Source organism: Shewanella sp. SG41-4 (genome assembly GCF_014164505.1).
In the GTDB taxonomy this organism is placed as follows: domain Bacteria; phylum Pseudomonadota; class Gammaproteobacteria; order Enterobacterales; family Shewanellaceae; genus Shewanella.
In genome coordinates this window covers 1-17,058 of sequence record NZ_JACJFI010000072.1, presented here as the reverse complement: position 1 = coordinate 17,058, position 17,058 = coordinate 1, and the positions used below count along the sequence as shown (strand labels likewise).

General features: G+C 40.6%; 14 protein-coding genes and 1 pseudogene. 4 read left to right on the top strand and 11 right to left on the bottom strand.

What is annotated here, in order from left to right; all coding sequences use genetic code 11:
* From H5202_RS09045 to murJ, 8 genes are all read right to left on the bottom strand, one after another.
* Positions 1 to 144, bottom strand: a 144-nt coding sequence (locus H5202_RS09045) for a PilW family protein (RefSeq protein WP_182771788.1), incomplete at its 3' end; no start/stop codon positions are given.
* The gene (pilV, locus tag H5202_RS09040) at positions 145 to 675 is read right to left on the bottom strand and encodes a type IV pilus modification protein PilV (protein WP_182771787.1); all 531 of its coding nucleotides are present in this window, start codon (positions 673 to 675) and stop codon (positions 145 to 147) included. It lies immediately after the preceding gene.
* A 259-nt stretch (positions 676 to 934) separates the two neighbouring features.
* Complete coding sequence (gene ispH / locus H5202_RS09035) at positions 935 to 1,864, bottom strand: 4-hydroxy-3-methylbut-2-enyl diphosphate reductase (protein WP_182771791.1); 930 nt, start codon at positions 1,862 to 1,864, stop codon at positions 935 to 937.
* A gap of 40 nt (positions 1,865 to 1,904) precedes the next feature.
* Positions 1,905 to 2,348 carry an FKBP-type peptidyl-prolyl cis-trans isomerase gene (gene fkpB, locus H5202_RS09030; RefSeq protein ID WP_182771786.1) on the bottom strand — a complete coding sequence of 148 codons (444 nt, stop codon included), beginning with the start codon at positions 2,346 to 2,348 and terminating at the stop codon, positions 1,905 to 1,907.
* Between the two features lie 2 nt (positions 2,349 to 2,350).
* Positions 2,351 to 2,854 carry a signal peptidase II gene (gene lspA, locus H5202_RS09025; protein WP_182771790.1) on the bottom strand — a complete coding sequence of 168 codons (504 nt, stop codon included), beginning with the start codon at positions 2,852 to 2,854 and terminating at the stop codon, positions 2,351 to 2,353.
* 22 nt (positions 2,855 to 2,876) lie between these two features.
* Positions 2,877 to 5,699, bottom strand: a complete 2,823-nt coding sequence (ileS, locus tag H5202_RS09020; RefSeq protein WP_182771785.1) for an isoleucine--tRNA ligase — start codon at positions 5,697 to 5,699, stop codon at positions 2,877 to 2,879.
* A gap of 33 nt (positions 5,700 to 5,732) precedes the next feature.
* Positions 5,733 to 6,668, bottom strand: a complete 936-nt coding sequence (gene ribF, locus H5202_RS09015; protein WP_182771784.1) for a bifunctional riboflavin kinase/FAD synthetase — start codon at positions 6,666 to 6,668, stop codon at positions 5,733 to 5,735.
* A gap of 135 nt (positions 6,669 to 6,803) precedes the next feature.
* Entirely contained in the window at positions 6,804 to 8,363 is a 1,560-nt protein-coding gene (murJ, locus tag H5202_RS09010) for a murein biosynthesis integral membrane protein MurJ (RefSeq protein ID WP_182771783.1), read from the bottom strand.
* A gap of 259 nt (positions 8,364 to 8,622) precedes the next feature.
* Between murJ and rpsT the strand changes: the two genes are divergently transcribed.
* A complete protein-coding gene (gene rpsT, locus H5202_RS09005; protein WP_059744082.1) occupies positions 8,623 to 8,889 on the top strand; it encodes a 30S ribosomal protein S20 in 267 nt (88 codons plus the stop codon).
* 481 nt (positions 8,890 to 9,370) lie between these two features.
* Here rpsT and H5202_RS09000 read toward each other — a convergent pair whose 3' ends face one another.
* Positions 9,371 to 9,667 (bottom strand): ArsR/SmtB family transcription factor, encoded by a 297-nt coding sequence (locus H5202_RS09000; protein ID WP_011638342.1) that lies wholly within the window; start codon positions 9,665 to 9,667, stop codon positions 9,371 to 9,373.
* Positions 9,668 to 9,799: 132 nt separating this feature from the next.
* Here H5202_RS09000 and H5202_RS08995 point away from each other — a divergent pair, with 132 nt between their 5' ends.
* Positions 9,800 to 11,245, top strand: a complete 1,446-nt coding sequence (locus H5202_RS08995) for a M20/M25/M40 family metallo-hydrolase (protein ID WP_182771782.1) — start codon at positions 9,800 to 9,802, stop codon at positions 11,243 to 11,245.
* 102 nt (positions 11,246 to 11,347) lie between these two features.
* Here the strand turns inward: H5202_RS08995 and yaaA are convergent, their stop codons facing one another.
* Positions 11,348 to 12,124, bottom strand: a complete 777-nt coding sequence (gene yaaA, locus H5202_RS08990; protein WP_182771781.1) for a peroxide stress protein YaaA — start codon at positions 12,122 to 12,124, stop codon at positions 11,348 to 11,350.
* An 82-nt stretch (positions 12,125 to 12,206) separates the two neighbouring features.
* Positions 12,207 to 13,661 (bottom strand): alanine/glycine:cation symporter family protein, encoded by a 1,455-nt coding sequence (locus H5202_RS08985; RefSeq protein ID WP_182771789.1) that lies wholly within the window; start codon positions 13,659 to 13,661, stop codon positions 12,207 to 12,209.
* A gap of 521 nt (positions 13,662 to 14,182) precedes the next feature.
* Here H5202_RS08985 and H5202_RS08980 point away from each other — a divergent pair.
* Both H5202_RS08980 and H5202_RS24665 read left to right on the top strand, forming a co-directional pair.
* On the top strand, positions 14,183 to 16,549 hold the full coding sequence (locus tag H5202_RS08980; RefSeq protein ID WP_182771780.1) for a phosphoketolase family protein: 2,367 nt from the start codon (positions 14,183 to 14,185) through the stop codon (positions 16,547 to 16,549).
* 395 nt (positions 16,550 to 16,944) lie between these two features.
* Positions 16,945 to 17,058: pseudogene (locus H5202_RS24665) on the top strand (OmpA family protein); the annotation flags it as partial.

Below are 17,058 nucleotides of genomic sequence, written 5' to 3'. Positions count from 1 at the left end.
GGTTGTAGTGACATTGGTTGAGGACATGCTAAACATAGTAAAAATGCCAGCAGATAAAAACAAACTAATAACCATTGCCACCATTAACTCAACAAGTGACATACCCGATTGTGATCTTCTGCGAATTTTATTAAAAGCTATCATTTAAATAATCACTGTTTGAATAGAATAAATTCGACGTTTATCACTTGCTGTACCGCATGCATTTACATCTCCAGAATCGCTAGAACTTCGAATAGCCTTCCAAGACATAGTAACTGTGACAACATTACCATTAACGTTAATACAGCCTGTTGCAGTATCTAATCCACCTACATTTTTAGTATTAATGACTTCTGAAGTCCCTATAAAAGAAGACTGCCATTCAAAAATATCCCACAGGGCCATTTGACTTGCACTACAAAATACAGTCGCTGAATCGCATCGCTGACTAACAGCACTAGGAGTACCGGAATAAGGAGAACCATTTGCATACAGTGCTAATTGAGCACTGTTTAATCTCATACGATTTATCATGTCATTAGCATAATACGAGGCTTGAGTTTGCTGAAAAGACTCAAAACTGCCCTGTTTTGACATAATATGCAGATTAAAAATCCCAATAAGGCCTATCACCAGAATAACTAGTGATACCATTACTTCTATTAAGGAAAATCCATTCCTTTTATATGGCATGAGCGTAAAACCTCCCGATGAGATCAAAAGTAGCCACTCTCAATCTTGTATATCGATATTTTATACAGCATAACGATTAAACCAGTCTAAACATCATGTATAGATAATAGCTGACTTAAATGTAATCAGATAGTATCTATCTTGTATGATTTATAGGTCAACACAATTTATCAGTATTATACTCGGTTTATTTTGTAGGCACAAAAAAACCGCAGCTTAAATTAAGCTGCGGTTTTTTATTTTTAGATCGTTGAAATTATTAACGTAATTCAGCTGGCACAGCAAATACAGTGTCTTCTTTGCGGCCTTCAACCTCAGTAATAATACTCGGGGCAAGTTTGGCTATCGCGTTAACAACTTGTTGTACTAACACCTCTGGAGCAGAAGCGCCAGCAGTTACTGCGACTTTCTTCACACCATCAAACCACACAGCCTCAACGTCAGCGGCGGTATCAACGAGATAAGATTGTGTACCCGTTTTTTCAGCCAGTTCACGTAAACGATTTGAATTTGAACTATTTTTAGAACCGACAACAATCAACAAATCGACTTCAGCAGACATGCTTCTTACTGCATCTTGACGGTTTTGTGTCGCATAGCAAATATCATCTTTACGCGGCCCCTCAATTGAAGGAAAACGTTGTTGCAATGCAGTAATAATATCTAAGGTGTCATCAACAGAAAGCGTCGTTTGAGTAACAAAGCATAAGTTGTCTGGGTTATTGACCTGAAGATTATTAACATCCTCTGGAGACTCAATAAGATAAACACCACCTTTAGGGTTATCGTACTGCCCCATGGTGCCTTCCACTTCTGGATGGCCTTCATGACCAATCAAAATGCACTCAATACCTTTACGACTTGCACGAGTCACTTGTAAATGTACTTTTGTCACTAACGGACAGGTTGCATCGAAGACTTTCAAACCACGATTTTTAGCTTCTTTACGCACAGCCTGTGATACACCGTGAGCACTAAAAATAACAATACTGTTGTCTGGTACTTGGTCAAGTTCATCAATAAAAAGAGCACCACGCTGTTTTAGGTTTTCAACCACATATCGGTTATGTACCACTTCATGGCGTACATAGATTGGCGGTTCAAATAACTCTAAAGCACGCTCAACAATACTGATAGCACGGTCAACACCGGCACAAAAACCACGAGGGTTGGCCAATAAAATACTCAGTTCTGGAGACGTCGGATCGACTTTTAGCATGTGATACCTTTTACTCAGTTATAACACTGACAACTTCAAGTTCAAACGTAAGCGTGCGTCCTGCGAGTGGATGGTTTAAGTCGACGGTAATTGAATCACCAGCAGTATCGCGAACGATCCCCGGTATTTCACTGCCACCAGGACCCGCAAAACTTACAATAACACCGTCTTCAAGCTTCATATCTGCAGGAAATCGACTTCTGTCCATATAGTGAATCGCATCAGGATTTGACTCACCAAAAGCGTCTTTTGCCGTTAAGGTAAATGTGTGCTTATCACCTTCTTTCAAGTCTTTTAGTTCGTTTTCAAAAGCCGGACTTAGACTACCATCACCAATATTTAAACGTGAAGGTTTGCCAGATGATTTTGTACTGTCGGCCGTAGATCCGTCTTCCAGTACAATATTCATATGACATATTAATGAATGGCTGTCTTGCTTAGTTAAATCTGTCACAGTTAATCTTGCTCCTTCGGTTGCTTTGCTTCGGGTCTAAATGATTCCCAAATGATCAGTACCGCACCAATAAAGATGCCTGCATCAGCAATATTAAATGCAGGGTAATGGCTGGTATTCCAGTAAAAATCGACAAAATCAATTACAAAACCATGCATTAAACGATCAACCAAATTACCTAATGCGCCGCCAATAACTAAGGTAAAGGCTAAATTACTGCGCCATAACGAATAAGATTGTTTACGCAACCAGATTGTTAACAAGGTACTAAAACCGACAGCAATGATGGTAAACAACCAACGTTGCCAACCACCAGCTTCACTTAAAAAACTGAACGCGGCACCGTAGTTTCGCACGTAAGTGAAATTGAAAAATGGTAAAAGCTGTATAGACTCATACAATTCAAAATTACTCAGGACCCATTGTTTAGATAGCTGATCGGCTAAAAACACCAATGCAGCTACCCAATACCAACGTAAGCCACTGTCTTTCCATGTTAATGGCACAGTACTCATTATCAATGTTTCCTTAAGCGAATTCGCGTTGCTCGCCTTCACCTTCAATATTGGTCACACAACGCTGACACAATGTTGGGTGAGCTTCAATGGTGCCAACCTCTTCACGATAGTGCCAGCAACGCTCACACTTCTCGGCAGCACTTTTGGCAACCACTAGTTTAAGCGAACTTAATTCGGTTTCGATGGCATCGCTACCCGCTTGTGACATATCCGCAACTGCTGCTTTAGAGGTAATGAGGATAAATCGTAACTCATCACCCACTTTAGCTAACTCAGCCGCTAAATCAGCATCGGCGAACAATGTCACTTCAGCTTCTAATGAACCACCAATACGTTTATCACGGCGTGCTTGTTCGAGTACTTTATTAACTTCATTACGGACAGTTAATAGTTTTTCCCAATAATCATCGCTTAAATCACTTTCAAGAGTGACGGCTTCTAAGCCTTGATACCATTCTTGGGTAAACACATACTTTTCACGTTTACCGGGTAACAATTGCCACACTTCATCAGCGGTAAAGCTTAAAATTGGCGTCATCCACCGAACCATTGCCTCGGCAATATGATAAAGCGCAGATTGACAGCTACGACGTGCATGCCCTTCTTGCTTAGCGGTGTACTGGCGATCTTTAATAATATCAAGATAGAAACTGCCTAACTCTACAGAACAGAACTGCATCAGTTTTTGAGTCACTAAATGGAAGTTGTATTGATCATACGCTTCGATAATTTCTTTTTGCAGTACTGCTGCACGACGAACAACCCAACGATCTAACGCGACCATGTCTTCAGATGCGATCATGTCCGTTTCTGGGTTAAAGCCATTCAAGTTAGCAAGTAAGAAACGCGCAGTATTTCGAATACGACGATATGCATCAGCACTGCGATTTAAAATCTCGTCAGATACCGTCATTTCGCCACTATAATCGGTTGCGGCAACCCATAGACGTAAAATGTCAGCACCAAGCTTATTGATTACTTGTAAGGGAGCTATCACGTTACCAACAGATTTTGACATCTTACGGCCTTTACCATCAACGGTAAAACCATGAGTCAATACTTGCTTATAAGGTGCTTTACCATTCATAGCGGTTGAGATCATCAATGATGACATAAACCAACCACGATGCTGATCGCTACCTTCTAAATACAAATCTATGTCATGCCCATGAAACTCTGGACGCGCTGCGACAACAGATGAGAATGATGAACCTGAGTCAAACCATACATCCAATGTATCAGTAACTTTGCGGTATTGATCTGCTTCATTACCTAACAATTCGCTGGCATCTAAATCCCACCAAGCTTGAATTCCTTGTTGTTCAATGCGATGCGCTACACGTTCCATTAATGAAACACTGTCTGGATGTAATTCATCCGTTTCACGATGTACAAACAACGTAATAGGGACGCCCCAAGTACGCTGACGTGAAATACACCAGTCTGGACGGTTTTCTACCATTTTTTCGATGCGGCTTTGACCCCAATCAGGGATCCACTTCGTTTGTTCAATTTCTTTTAACGCTTGTGAACGCAAACCATGATTATCCATAGAGATAAACCATTGTGGCGTGGCACGGAAAATAATTGGCGTTTTGTGGCGCCAGCAATGCGGATAGCTATGGCGGATAGCAACATGCAGTAGTAATGCGCCCTTTTCTTCTAACAGCGCAACAACACTAGCGTTGGCTTTAAAGACATGTTGACCAGCAAAAAACTCAGTGTCTGGCTTATAAACACCATTGTCGCCAACAGGGTTAGCTACTTCCAAACCATATTTTTGGCCGACAATAAAATCGTCCTGACCGTGGCCAGGTGCTGTATGTACAATACCTGTACCAGCATCTGTAGTAACGTGGTCAGCTAAAATAGCAGGCACGTCAAACGCATAAAATGGGTGATTAAAACGCATTAACTCAAGTTCAGCGCCTTTTACTTCACCTAAAATAGTGTGTGACTCGGCACTGTAACGCTCAAGACATGCCTCAACCAGCACTTGAGCTAATATCAATGTCGTCGTTTCACCATTCTTAACAAATTCAACCAGGCTGTAATCTAACTCTGGACTTAACGCTAATGCACGGTTTGCAGGAATAGTCCATGGCGTGGTAGTCCAAATTGCCATCGCTACTGGTTTAGCATAATTCTCTACGCCGAATTTTGCAGCAACAGCTTGGCTATCAACCGCCACAAAAGCGACATCGATGGCTGGAGATGTTTTATCTTCGTATTCAACTTCTGCTTCAGCAAGTGCTGAACCACAGTCTGTGCACCAGTGCACTGGCTTAACACCTTTGTGCAAATGGCCGCTTTCAATCACTTTCGCCAATGAACGGACAATATTCGCTTCAGTTGAAAAGTCCATGGTGAGGTAAGGGTTTTGCCAATCACCTAATACACCTAAACGAATAAAGTCTTCACGCTGGCCTTCTACTTGGATGGCAGCATATTTACGGCATTCTTCACGAAACTCTGCCGCAGAAATCTTGACTCCTGGTTTACCTACTTTTTGCTCAACTTTAAGCTCAATCGGTAATCCATGACAATCCCAGCCTGGAATATAAGGCGCGTCAAAACCTGACATGGTTTTAGACTTAATAATGATGTCTTTAAGAATTTTGTTTACCGAGTGACCAATATGAATGCTGCCATTGGCGTATGGTGGGCCATCATGAAGAATGAAAGGTTTACGGCCAGTACGGCTTTCACGGATCTGTTGATACAGCCCATCTTGCGTCCAGCTATTTAACATTTCTGGCTCGCGATTTGCCAAATTACCGCGCATCGGAAACTCAGTTTCCGGCAAGTTCAAAGTAAATTTATAGTCGCTCATTGATCCCATACCATTATTTAAAGCTGATTCATTTCAGCTAGCATCGTTGCTAAATAAAGCGCGAGCTTCATTTGCATCATTTAAAATTTGTTTTTTTAGCGCGTCCAGTGACTCAAAAGGTTTTTCATCACGGATCTTTGCTACTAATTCTACTTCCACTCGTTTACCGTATAAATCACCGCTAAAATCAAACAAATGGACTTCTAATCTGCAAGTTTGACCGTTTACAGTGGGTCTAAAGCCCACATTAGCCACACCATCATAAATATCGCTGCCATCCCAGTACAAACGGACCGCAAACACCCCTCTTACAGGTACAACGTGTCGTTTTAAGGCAATATTTGCTGTTGGAAAACCGATTGTACGGCCTAATTTTTGTCCGTGTGCAACCTTACCACTTAAAATGAAAGGATGGCCCAGTAAACGCCTTGCTTGTTCTAAGTGCCCTAACGCCAGTTGTTCTCTTACTGCGGTAGAACTAACTCGCAACGAGCCAACCACAAAACTTTGTGTACTGACCACAGTAAAGCCAAATTCTTTACCTGCGGCAACAAGCATATCGAAGTTGCCTAAGCGACCTTTACCAAAACAAAAATCATCTCCAACGACAAGATATTTAACGCCGAGTTTTTTAACCAGTAACTCTTCAATAAACGCTTCAGCAGGTTGATTAGCAAAGGCTTCAGTAAAATTGATACAAAGTAGCTGATCAATTTTAAGCTCATCTAACAATCTAATTTTATCACGCAGAAGACTCAGACGCGCTGGCGCATCAGTACCGCGAAAACGCTCTTGTGGTTGCGGTTCAAAAGTCATTAACATTGCAGGCAGTTGAAAATGATGCGCTTTACTCACTAAGCTGCTGATCACCTGCGCATGGCCACGATGGACACCGTCAAAATTCCCAATGGTCAAAACACAACCATGATGAGAAGGTAAAATATTGTGTATACCGCGGATTAATTCCATTACGCTCAATACTGCCTATTGCAAATCGGCAGATTATATACCCAAATCAATGTTAGATGCGAGTTTCAACCTCGATTATTACACCGAATTTAGGATAATCTGCAGATACTCCCTTCGCCATTAACATAGGATAAATTAACCCTGACGTTTAATTTTCCAAGGCCGCACACCCAATGCGAGTAAACTCAACAAATAAATAACCGCACCACCAACAATCAATTCAATCAACTTATACATACGCTCAATGGTTTGCCATTCAAGCCATATGCTTTGTTGCGGCATAAAATAAATAATGGCAATGGTCATTAAGGCGGTAGAAATGATCACTTTAAACGAGAAAAACAACGTTTGTCGGCTCATTTGATAAACGCCCGTTTTATGCAAACCTCGATACAACAAACCTGCATTTAATAACGCAGACATTGACGTCGCAATGGCTAAGCCCACATAGCCAAATGGAATGGCAAAAATAAGGTTGAATACCATATTGCTAACCATGGCAATAATGCCATATTTAACTGGAGTTTTAGTGTCTTGGCGTGAATAGTAACCCGGAGCTAATACTTTAATCATCATAAAGCTTAGTAAACCACAACCATAAGCAACCAAACTATATGAAGCCATTTCAACGTCATTTAGGCTAAAAGCGCCGCGCATAAACAACACCATCAGCATTGGTTTAGCGAGAATAATTAGCCCTAACATAGCTGGAGTGCCTAACAGTAAAATAGCTTTAACTCCCCAATCCATTGTTTGATTAAACCCGCTTCCATGAGCATTAACATGTTTTTGCGATAATGCAGGCAAAATAACTGTCGCAATAGCAATGCCAAATAATCCTAAAGGAAACTCCAATAAACGGTCAGCGTAATACAACCAACTGATTGATCCCGTCATCAAAAAACTGGCTATAAAAGTGTCGAACAATAAGTTAATTTGTGAAACAGACACACCAAACAAAGCAGGAATCATCAAGGTTCTAATTTTTACCACTCCAGGGTGATTCCATCCCCACGTTGGCCTAACGAGTGCTTTTTCACGGATTAAGAAAGGAATTTGGAATAGAAACTGAATCAGCCCACCAAAAAACACCCCCCAAGCCAAACCAATTTCAGGATTTTCTAGTGTGTGCGCATACCATAAAGCTACGGCAATAATCGCAACATTCAAAAACACAGGTGTAAAGGCTGATACTGCAAAACGGCCACGAGTATTAAGTATCGATCCTGCTAGGGCAGTAAAAGTGATAAACCATAAGTACGGGAAAGTAATTTTTAACATCACAGATGCCAGTTCGAACTTTTCGGCGTTAGGACCATCATTTAACCAATCGACAAACCAACCACCACCAAAAAGTGCGGCTAATACTGGTGAGCCAATAACGCCAACCAAGGTAACAATTGTGACCAGCACACCTAAAGTACCGGCTACCTTGCTTAATAACTCACGAGTATCTTCTGGGGTCATTTTTTCTTGGTACTCTGTTAGTACCGGCACAAATGCCTGCGCAAAAGCCCCTTCAGCAAACAGACGTCTTAAGAAGTTAGGAATTTTATTTGCAAAAAAGAACACATCAGCACTGCTACCAGCACCCATTAAATTTGCAATGACCACATCGCGAACTAAACCTAATACTCGCGAAATCAGCGTCATAACACTAACAATTAGACCTGATTTAAATAATTTTTTGCTCAAACAGCCCCCAGACACTCGGTCTCTTCTAAGAAATTAATGGGATTTATAACAAATATTCTATTCTAACCCTGTCACACAGACCAAAGAGCTGGTAGAATTACGCCACATATTACACGAGTAGGGTTGAAGTTTGGCATGCTAGGTTGGATTAATTTATCTTTATGATAAATATTCAGCTGCCATCGTTGACAAGACGATAAAAAGCAGGCATATTCCTCGGCCTTTAAAAGTATCAAATCCAGTTTTTAGGAGTTGCACCTTGGCTAATAGCAAGTCTGCAAAGAAGCGCGCGCTTCAATCTGAAAAGCGTCGCCAGCATAACGCTAGCCGTCGCTCTATGTTACGTACATACGTTAAAAAAGTCATCGCTGCTATCAAAAGCGGTGACCATAAAGCGGCTACAGAAGCGTTCGCTATTGCACAACCAATTGTTGACCGTATGGCGACTAAAGGTCTTATTCATAAGAATAAAGCCGGTCGTCAGAAGGCTCGCTTAAATGCAAAAATTAAAGCTATCGCAGCTTAAGTTTTAGTAGATTAAGATTCAAAAAACCGGCTTAGGCCGGTTTTTTTATAACTATTTTTTACCAGCCTATCTTTCTCATCTGCGACCTCCCCTCTTTCAATCTAAGCTCAACAGATTAAGGTCAACATCAGTATTGATCTGGCCCTGAAAATAGTCTGATTAAAAATGAATTTCTTTTGAGAGCAGTTCTTTTGAAAGTTGTTATAAAAGTTTTATTTGATAAGAGCAAGATTGGAGGCGAGCTAAAGAAGTGAAACAAATAGGGTGAGAATTTTAGCTAATTTCAACTGACAAACAGCCATTTTAAATGGAAGGCGATAATATCGTTCATGCTAATACATTTAGGCTTGTAGCATTAAAGAGTCTGTTTTTAAACTTATCCAACAAACAACATACTACCTCTATAAAATTAATCGAACTAAACGCCTTAACTAAGACACCATTAATGAGATGTATCCGTTAAGACGTTTGCGGAGTCAACTTAGTAACAATACATATTATTCAATACTTGAATTAACTCTTTTACCTCATTACTTTTCAATGAATAAAAAACGGTTTGAGCTTCTTTCCTAGTACAGACTAAATTGTCCTTACGAAGCCACGCCAAATGTTGTGACAAAGCCGATTGACTCAATCCCAACTTCTTATTCATTTCACCAACACACATTTCACCTTCATTAAGAAGATGACACAAAATAAACAATCTACGTTCATTTGCTAATGCTTTTAGCAATACGACCGCATGATCTGCTTGCTGCTGCATTTTTTCTATATTCATCACGCGCTCTTCTCCTCATCTAACCCCGCACTAATATAGCGTTCCCTTACAAATAGAGTCGGGACATAAAGCACACTTTTTGGTAGATTGTTGTAAAAAATGAGACTTAGCTAAAATAATCAAAGGAAACTCATGAAAAACTATCAAAGAGCCACTCTCGTCGGTGCCATTTTTGCAGCACTTATTGGCTGCCAAACAACCACACCAACAAAAGCCACTGCACCACAATTAGTAATTAATGATTCTAATGATGCAATTATCAGTCAACTGCTGGCTAAACAAGCTCTTTCGTCTCGTTTAAGTTATGACATAGTTGAATCACTCACAGTAGAAGTTGGACCAAGATTAGCTGGTACGGATAAAGACATCGTAGCGGTAGAGTGGGCTATGGAAAAATTGTGGTTACTCGGGTTTGATAAAGTGTACAAGGAGTCGGTTCAAGTTCCTGCATGGTCAAGAGGTAGCGCATACGCAAGCATAGTAGCCCCTTATGAACAGCCATTAGTCGTTACCGCCTTAGGTGGTAGCGTTGCGACACCGGTTAACGGTATTCAGGCGCTAATTGTACGATTTGAAAGTTTAGAAGAGTTATCTAGTGCATCTCCTGGGCGCATCGAAGGCAAAATTGTATTCATCGACCACAAAACTGAGCGCCATATTACGGGTAAAGGTTATGGAGAAGCTGTGGGAGGCCGTTCTCGAGGAGCCATAGTTGCTGCACAAAAAGGAGCTGTCGCCATCGTTATCCGCTCTATTGGGACGGATCATGACAGAATGGCCCATACTGGTATGATGCGATATGAAGAAGGAACGCCTAAAATTCCTGCGGCAGCAATGTCGAATCCAGATGCTGACTTAATTAATGCGATGTTAAAGCGCGACCCAAACATAACGTTAGCATTAAATATGACATCAGAAAATCTAGGTATAGCCACATCTTATAATGTCATTGCAGAAGTCACCGGTAGCAGTAAGCCTGACGAAATTGTCCTTATCGGTGCTCATCTTGATTCATGGGACGAAGGTACAGGTGCGATTGATGATGGCGCTGGAGTGGCGATTGTCACTACCGCAGCTAAACTTATCCAAGACTTGCCACAAAAGCCAGCGCGCACTATTCGTGTAGTGCTATATGCTGCAGAAGAAGTCGGTTTAGTCGGTGGTAAAGCTTATGCAGCACAACATGCTGATGAATTAGATAAACATTATATTGCCGCAGAATCTGATTTTGGCGCAGGCCCAGTATATAAAATTGATTTTAACGTCAATGCCGCTACATTTGAGCAAGTTAAACAAGAACATTCAGCCATGACCTTAAACGGCGTAGAGCTAGGCAATAATGAAGCGTCTGGTGGCCCAGATGTTTCAATTCTACCAGCGTTAGGTGTACCGGTAGCGTCGTTAAACCAAGATGGTACTGATTACTTTGATTATCACCATACGCCTAATGACACATTAGATAAAATTGATCCTAAAAAGCTCGCGCAAAGTGCAGCAGCCTATGCACAATTTGCTTATATGATGGCGCAATCAGAAATTGACTTAAGACCTGTTACTCAGCAAAAAGAACAACACTAGTTGGTTTATATCAATCGAGTTTAAAATTTTGATACTAAAAAGCCCTTATTCAAGGGCTTTTTGTTGAGCGGATTTTATTATAGAGCGTTACTTTATAGAGAGTTACTTTTGTTCATCTCGTAAAAATACTGGCGCTGTGGGTGTCGATTGCGCTTCACTATAATAATAACCTTCAAGATCAAACGCTGTTAATTGTTCAACACTAGTAGGTTTGGTATCCACAATATAGCGGGCCATCAATCCGCGCGCTTTTTTTGCATAAAAGCTAATTACTTTAAATTGACCTTTTTTGCAGTCTTTAAACACTGGTGTAATCAACTGCCCTTCAAGCTGCTTAATTTTGACCGATTTAAAGTACTCATTCGAGGCTAAATTGACAATGATATCGTCGCCCTGCTCTTTCAGCGCCTTGTTAACTTCAGCAGTAATAGTCTCGCCCCAAAAAGCATATAAATTGCTTCCCTGTGCGTTTGCGAGTTTAGTCCCCATTTCTAACCGGTATGGTTGAATTAAATCTAACGGTTTAAGCAAACCATACAAGCCAGATAAAATACGCAGATGCTTTTGACTTGAAACTATTTGTGACTCAGATAAATTATCGGCATCAAATCCGGTGTAGACATCGCCTCGAAACGCGAATATAGCCTGTTTAGCATTATTAAGGGTAAACGTAGGTTGCCAGTCAGCAAAACGCGCTGCATTAAGCCCAGCAATTTTATCGCTTACTTTCATTAAACTGGCAATATCCATTGGGGTTAATTCACGGCATACATCAATCAATGTTTGGCTTTGTTTAAGTAAACACGGTTGAGTATGGGTGTCAGTAATAGGTGGATTTTCGAAATCTAATGTTTTCGCAGGTGAAACTAAAACCAGCATAAGTACGCTCCGGATAAAATCATAATGTCATCATACTGAACTGATAAAAAAAAACCATGCTGTAGTAGCATGGTTTTTTCGATTACCTTAATAGGTAAATATTATTTTCAACAGGTTCTGTAGAATTAGGCCAAATTTTTTCTTCTAATTGATCCGCTAACTCAGGAAACTTACTGGTGTCAAATACCGGATCAATACCGGCATCAATCTGTTCACGGTAGTCATTGATAACTCTAACCGCCAAACCAGACAATAAGACTAAGGCTACTAAGTTAACAATTGCCATTAGCCCCATCGACACATCTGCTAAATCCCAAACCAAACTGATTTTAGCGAGAGAACCAAACATCACCATACCTAAAACCACTAGGCGGAATAAAGGTAAGGCTTTCTTACTATTGCCAGACAAAAACATCACATTAGTTTCTGCATAAGAATAGTTGGCAATAATAGAGGTAAAGCAAAAGAGTAAAATAGCAAAAGCAATAAATGCTCCGCCCCAATCACCTACATGACTGGTTAATGCACTAATGGTTTTAGCAATACCATCAGAGCTTGAGGCAGCATCACCGGATAATAAAATAATCGCTGCTGTTGCGGTACAAATAACAATTGTATCAACAAACACGCCCATCATTTGCACAAAACCTTGCGATGCTGGGTGGTTAGGGTTTGGTGATGCACTTGCCGCAACGTTAGCGGCACTTCCCATACCTGCTTCGTTTGAAAACAATCCTCGGGCAATACCAGCTTGCATTGCTTGTGAAACACTGAACGCAACACCACCAGCAGCGGCTTCTTGCCAACCAAAGGCGCTGTTGATAACCAACATAAATATGTCAGGTAACTTTTCGATATTCATACCTACAACGACAAAAGCAACTGCAATATAAGCAATAGCCATCACAGGCACTATTAACTCAGACGCTTTAGCTACTTTTTTAAGACCACCAACAATCACAAACGCGCTACAAATAACAATACCAATACCAACGTAGACTGGCTCAAAACCAAACACTTGAGTCATCGCACCGGTTATGGTGTTAGCTTGAACAGCATTAAACACTAAACCAAACGCTATAATTAAAAATATTGAGAAAAGCACGCCCATCCAACGTTGACCAAGACCTTTCTCCATATAATAGGCAGGCCCACCGCGGTACTGATCATCACCATCTTTCACTTTATAGACTTGGGCAAGCGTCGACTCAATCATTGCAGTTGCCATACCAAGAACTGCAATAGCCCACATCCAAAACACAGCGCCTGGTCCTGCGGTACCAATAGCAACCGCCACACCAGCCATGTTACCTGCACCTACACGTGCCGCCATACTGGTACAAAAGACTTGAAATGATGATAAGCCATGCTTACCAGGACGACGGCTAATAGCCAATACTTTAATGCCATGAACAAAATGAGTCACTTGAATAAAACCAAGGCGAATGGTGAAAAATAATCCCGCACCTACCAGCCCATAAACCAATAGCTTGCCCCAAAGCAGGCTATTCATAAAATTAATAATCGTTTCTAACATTGCCATATTGTCTAATCTTCCCCGTTATAAGGTTATTTTTCTGTATCAGGCTATTGCGCTGACTTTACATCACATAATGGACAGACCAAGCGCTTCATGTGCAAGCTGTTATGTGTCAAACGGTAAAACCAATAAAAGAGCCAAATAAAGGTGCCATTATAAAAGCTAATGACGGTGGATTAATAGGTATAGTTCATCAATGGCTATATATGATAAAACCAAGTTACCTACCAGATACATTGCATAAGTAAATAGCACGATAAATCAACACAAATAAAACAAAAAGTAACAAGTGATACTCATCACATTTTACCATTTCTGTTATTAATGCTCTATGTTTAAAGCACTGACAAATCGTTATTAAATTTCAAGTAATTACCGACAACTTGGCCAAAAATGCGATCTAGACTAATAGTCACTCGTCAAAAATTAGATAAAGGCCACATTATTGTAATTAAATTACAGATACAGTGTTCTCAAAGAAAGTTAAATAATTATTTTCACTTTTAATCGAGGTCACAATGACTAACTCAAATGAAATAACTGCACTAAAAAAATACGTACGAGCGACTAACTTCTTGGCAACATCGCAAATTTACCTGAAGCAAAACGTACTTTTTAAGCGTCCTTTACAACATACCGACATAAAACCTCGTTTACTTGGTCACTGGGGAACATGTCCTGGTATTAACTTTGTCTACGCTAACGTTAACCGTCTTATTGTTAAGCATAAGCGTGAATTCATTTACCTTGTTGGTCCTGGCCACGGTTTCCCAGCAGTACAGGCTAACTTATTTGTAGAAGGTTCTTTAAGCCATTTCTACCCAGAGACCATACCTTATACAGAAACGGGTATCGAAGATATCTGTAAAAAATTCTCAGCAGCTTACGGTTATCCATCACATGCAAACCCTGAAGCACCAGGTCAAATACTAGAAGGTGGTGAGCTTGGTTATTCACTTTCAGTTGCTTGGGGCTCTGTATTAGATAACCCAAATCTAATTGCCGCCTGTTTAATTGGTGACGGTGAAGCTGAAACAGGCCCACTAGCAGCCTCTTGGTATGCCAACCGTTTAGTCTCACCAGATAACAACGGTGCTGTACTGCCAATCGTACATATTAACGGTTACAAAATCTCTGGTCCTACCCGTATGGGACGTATGAGCCATGAAGAGCTAGATTTAGAATTCCGTGGTCTTGGTTATCACCCAATCATCGTTGACGATGAAATGGAAACCGATATTTTTGAACAAATGACTGCAGCAATGGACTTGTCATATGACATGATCAATGACATTCAACGTCGAGCTCGTTCAGGTGAAGATGTTGTTAAACCACGCTGGCCAGTTATTTTAATGAGAACGGCAAAAGGTTGGACTGGTACCACTGAATATGATGGCAAAAAACTAGCAGGTAACTGCGAATCTCATCAAGTGATAGTGAGCAACTGTGCCAAAGATAAAGGCCATCTTGAAGCACTTGATAAGTGGTTAGCTAGCTACAAGTTTGACGAATTAGTGCAAACTACTGAAAGCGGTGAATTGATATTTGATAAAGACATTATGTCTTTGATGCCACCAAAAGAGTTATGTTGTGGCCGTCAACGTCTAAGCTACGGCGGCGAAGTGGTACGTGCATTAGCAAACCCAGATCTAGCAAAACTAGGTTACGGTGCAGAGACTCCACGGGGTCAACGTGGTTACTCTATGCTGAAAATGGGCGAATGGATGCGTGATGCATTCAAACTAAACCGCGATCAACGTAACCTGCGCATCTTCAGTCCTGATGAAACATATTCAAATCAACTGCAAGCTGTATTTGAAGAAACCGACCGCGCATGGCAGTGGCCAATCGAAAGCTGGGATCAAGATATGTCTCGCGATGGCCGCGTGATTGAACTGCTATCTGAAAATTTACTTTTTGGTATGTTACACGGTTACACAGTCACAGGTCGTCATGGCATGTTCCCAACTTATGAGGCTTTCTCACAGGTAGTGTCATCAATGGCGGATCAATACTGTAAATATGTTCATGCAAGCCAAGGCATTCATTTCCGCAAGCCTATCCCTGCATGTAACGTCGTATTGTCTTCACTATTAGAGCGTCAAGATCACAACGGCTATTCTCACCAGAATCCGTCTTTCCTAGGCGGCATGTTAGAGAAACATCCGAACATTATTTCTGCTTATTTACCTGCAGATGCTAACAGCACCTTGGTTTACACAGAACGAGCATATGCTGATCGCGATAAACTAAACATTATCGTTGCTGGTAAGAAATCTCTACCACAGTGGTTATCACTTGATGAAGCCCGTAAACAAGCTAAAGACGGCATCATGGTGTGGGATTTCGCCTCTGATGAAAACCCAGATGTAGTACTTGCAGGTTGTGGTGACTATGCAACGCAAGAATGTATGGCTTCATTGGTATTAATCCGTGAGATTTTACCAAGAGTACGTATTCGCTTTGTAAGTGTGTCAGAACTCCACAGCAGTGGTTTAGGTAGTCTTAAATTCCAAAGCAAGCCTTGGATGATGGATGAAGTCTTCACTGAAGATAAAGGCGTGGTATTCAACTACCATGGCTACCCAAACACCATCAAAAAGCTAGTATTTGATTATAAAGGTAACCGTCGCTTCCGTATTAAAGGTTATGAAGAAGAAGGTTCAACTACTACACCATTTGATATGGGTGTGCGTAACGGTACTTCTCGCTACCATTTAGTTATCGATATGGCATACAAGTTGTTCCAGCAAGGCGTAATTGATGAATCACAACATGTGACCATCACGACCGACATGTTACAACGCTTGGTAGACCACAAAAACTATATCAAAGCGAATGGTGTAGACCCTGAAGAAATCGAAAACTGGGTTTGGACACGTTAATTTAATCTTGCATAACTAACAAAAAATACGCCGCTAAGGCGTATTTTTTGTTTAAGTTACCCGAAAAAACTTAGTTTTTTAGTATTTACATTAACTTATTAAAAATAAAGGAGTTATTAACAATTATTTTTTAATCGTTTACAATTCGAAACAAATCAACTTACTGATTGTTTTTAAATAACTTTTTATTAATCAGTCAATTTACCAGCAGTGACTTATCATTGACTATTACAAAAAATTAATCCTTTTTACTATGGATAAACATCCAATTACCCCGCATAATTGCGCCGCTGACTAAAACACAAAGAAACACCACATTAAGTGTCAGTTATGCATGATTATAACAACTCCGTTACATGCATGTATGGTGGAGTAAAATAACAATGGACTAAAATATGATGAAGAACACATTTAAAGTAGTATTACTCACCTCTATGTTGCCTTTTGCTGTATCAGCTGCAGAAGAACTAACACCTTGGTACGTTGGTGGTGGTTTAGGCGTCAACAAC

Excerpts from the sequence above, each read along its gene's own strand:
- pilV (WP_182771787.1), bottom strand. The coding sequence starts at position 675 with ATGCCATATAAAAGGAATGGATTTTCCTTAATAGAAGTAATGGTATCA.
- ileS (WP_182771785.1), bottom strand. The coding sequence starts at position 5,699 with ATGAGCGACTATAAATTTACTTTGAACTTGCCGGAAACTGAGTTTCCG.
- ribF (WP_182771784.1), bottom strand. The coding sequence starts at position 6,668 with ATGGAATTAATCCGCGGTATACACAATATTTTACCTTCTCATCATGGT.
- H5202_RS09000 (WP_011638342.1), bottom strand. The coding sequence starts at position 9,667 with ATGAATATAGAAAAAATGCAGCAGCAAGCAGATCATGCGGTCGTATTG.
- H5202_RS08995 (WP_182771782.1), top strand. The coding sequence starts at position 9,800 with ATGAAAAACTATCAAAGAGCCACTCTCGTCGGTGCCATTTTTGCAGCA.
- yaaA (WP_182771781.1), bottom strand. The coding sequence starts at position 12,124 with ATGCTGGTTTTAGTTTCACCTGCGAAAACATTAGATTTCGAAAATCCA.
- H5202_RS08985 (WP_182771789.1), bottom strand. The coding sequence starts at position 13,661 with ATGTTAGAAACGATTATTAATTTTATGAATAGCCTGCTTTGGGGCAAG.
- H5202_RS08980 (WP_182771780.1), top strand. The coding sequence starts at position 14,183 with ATGACTAACTCAAATGAAATAACTGCACTAAAAAAATACGTACGAGCG.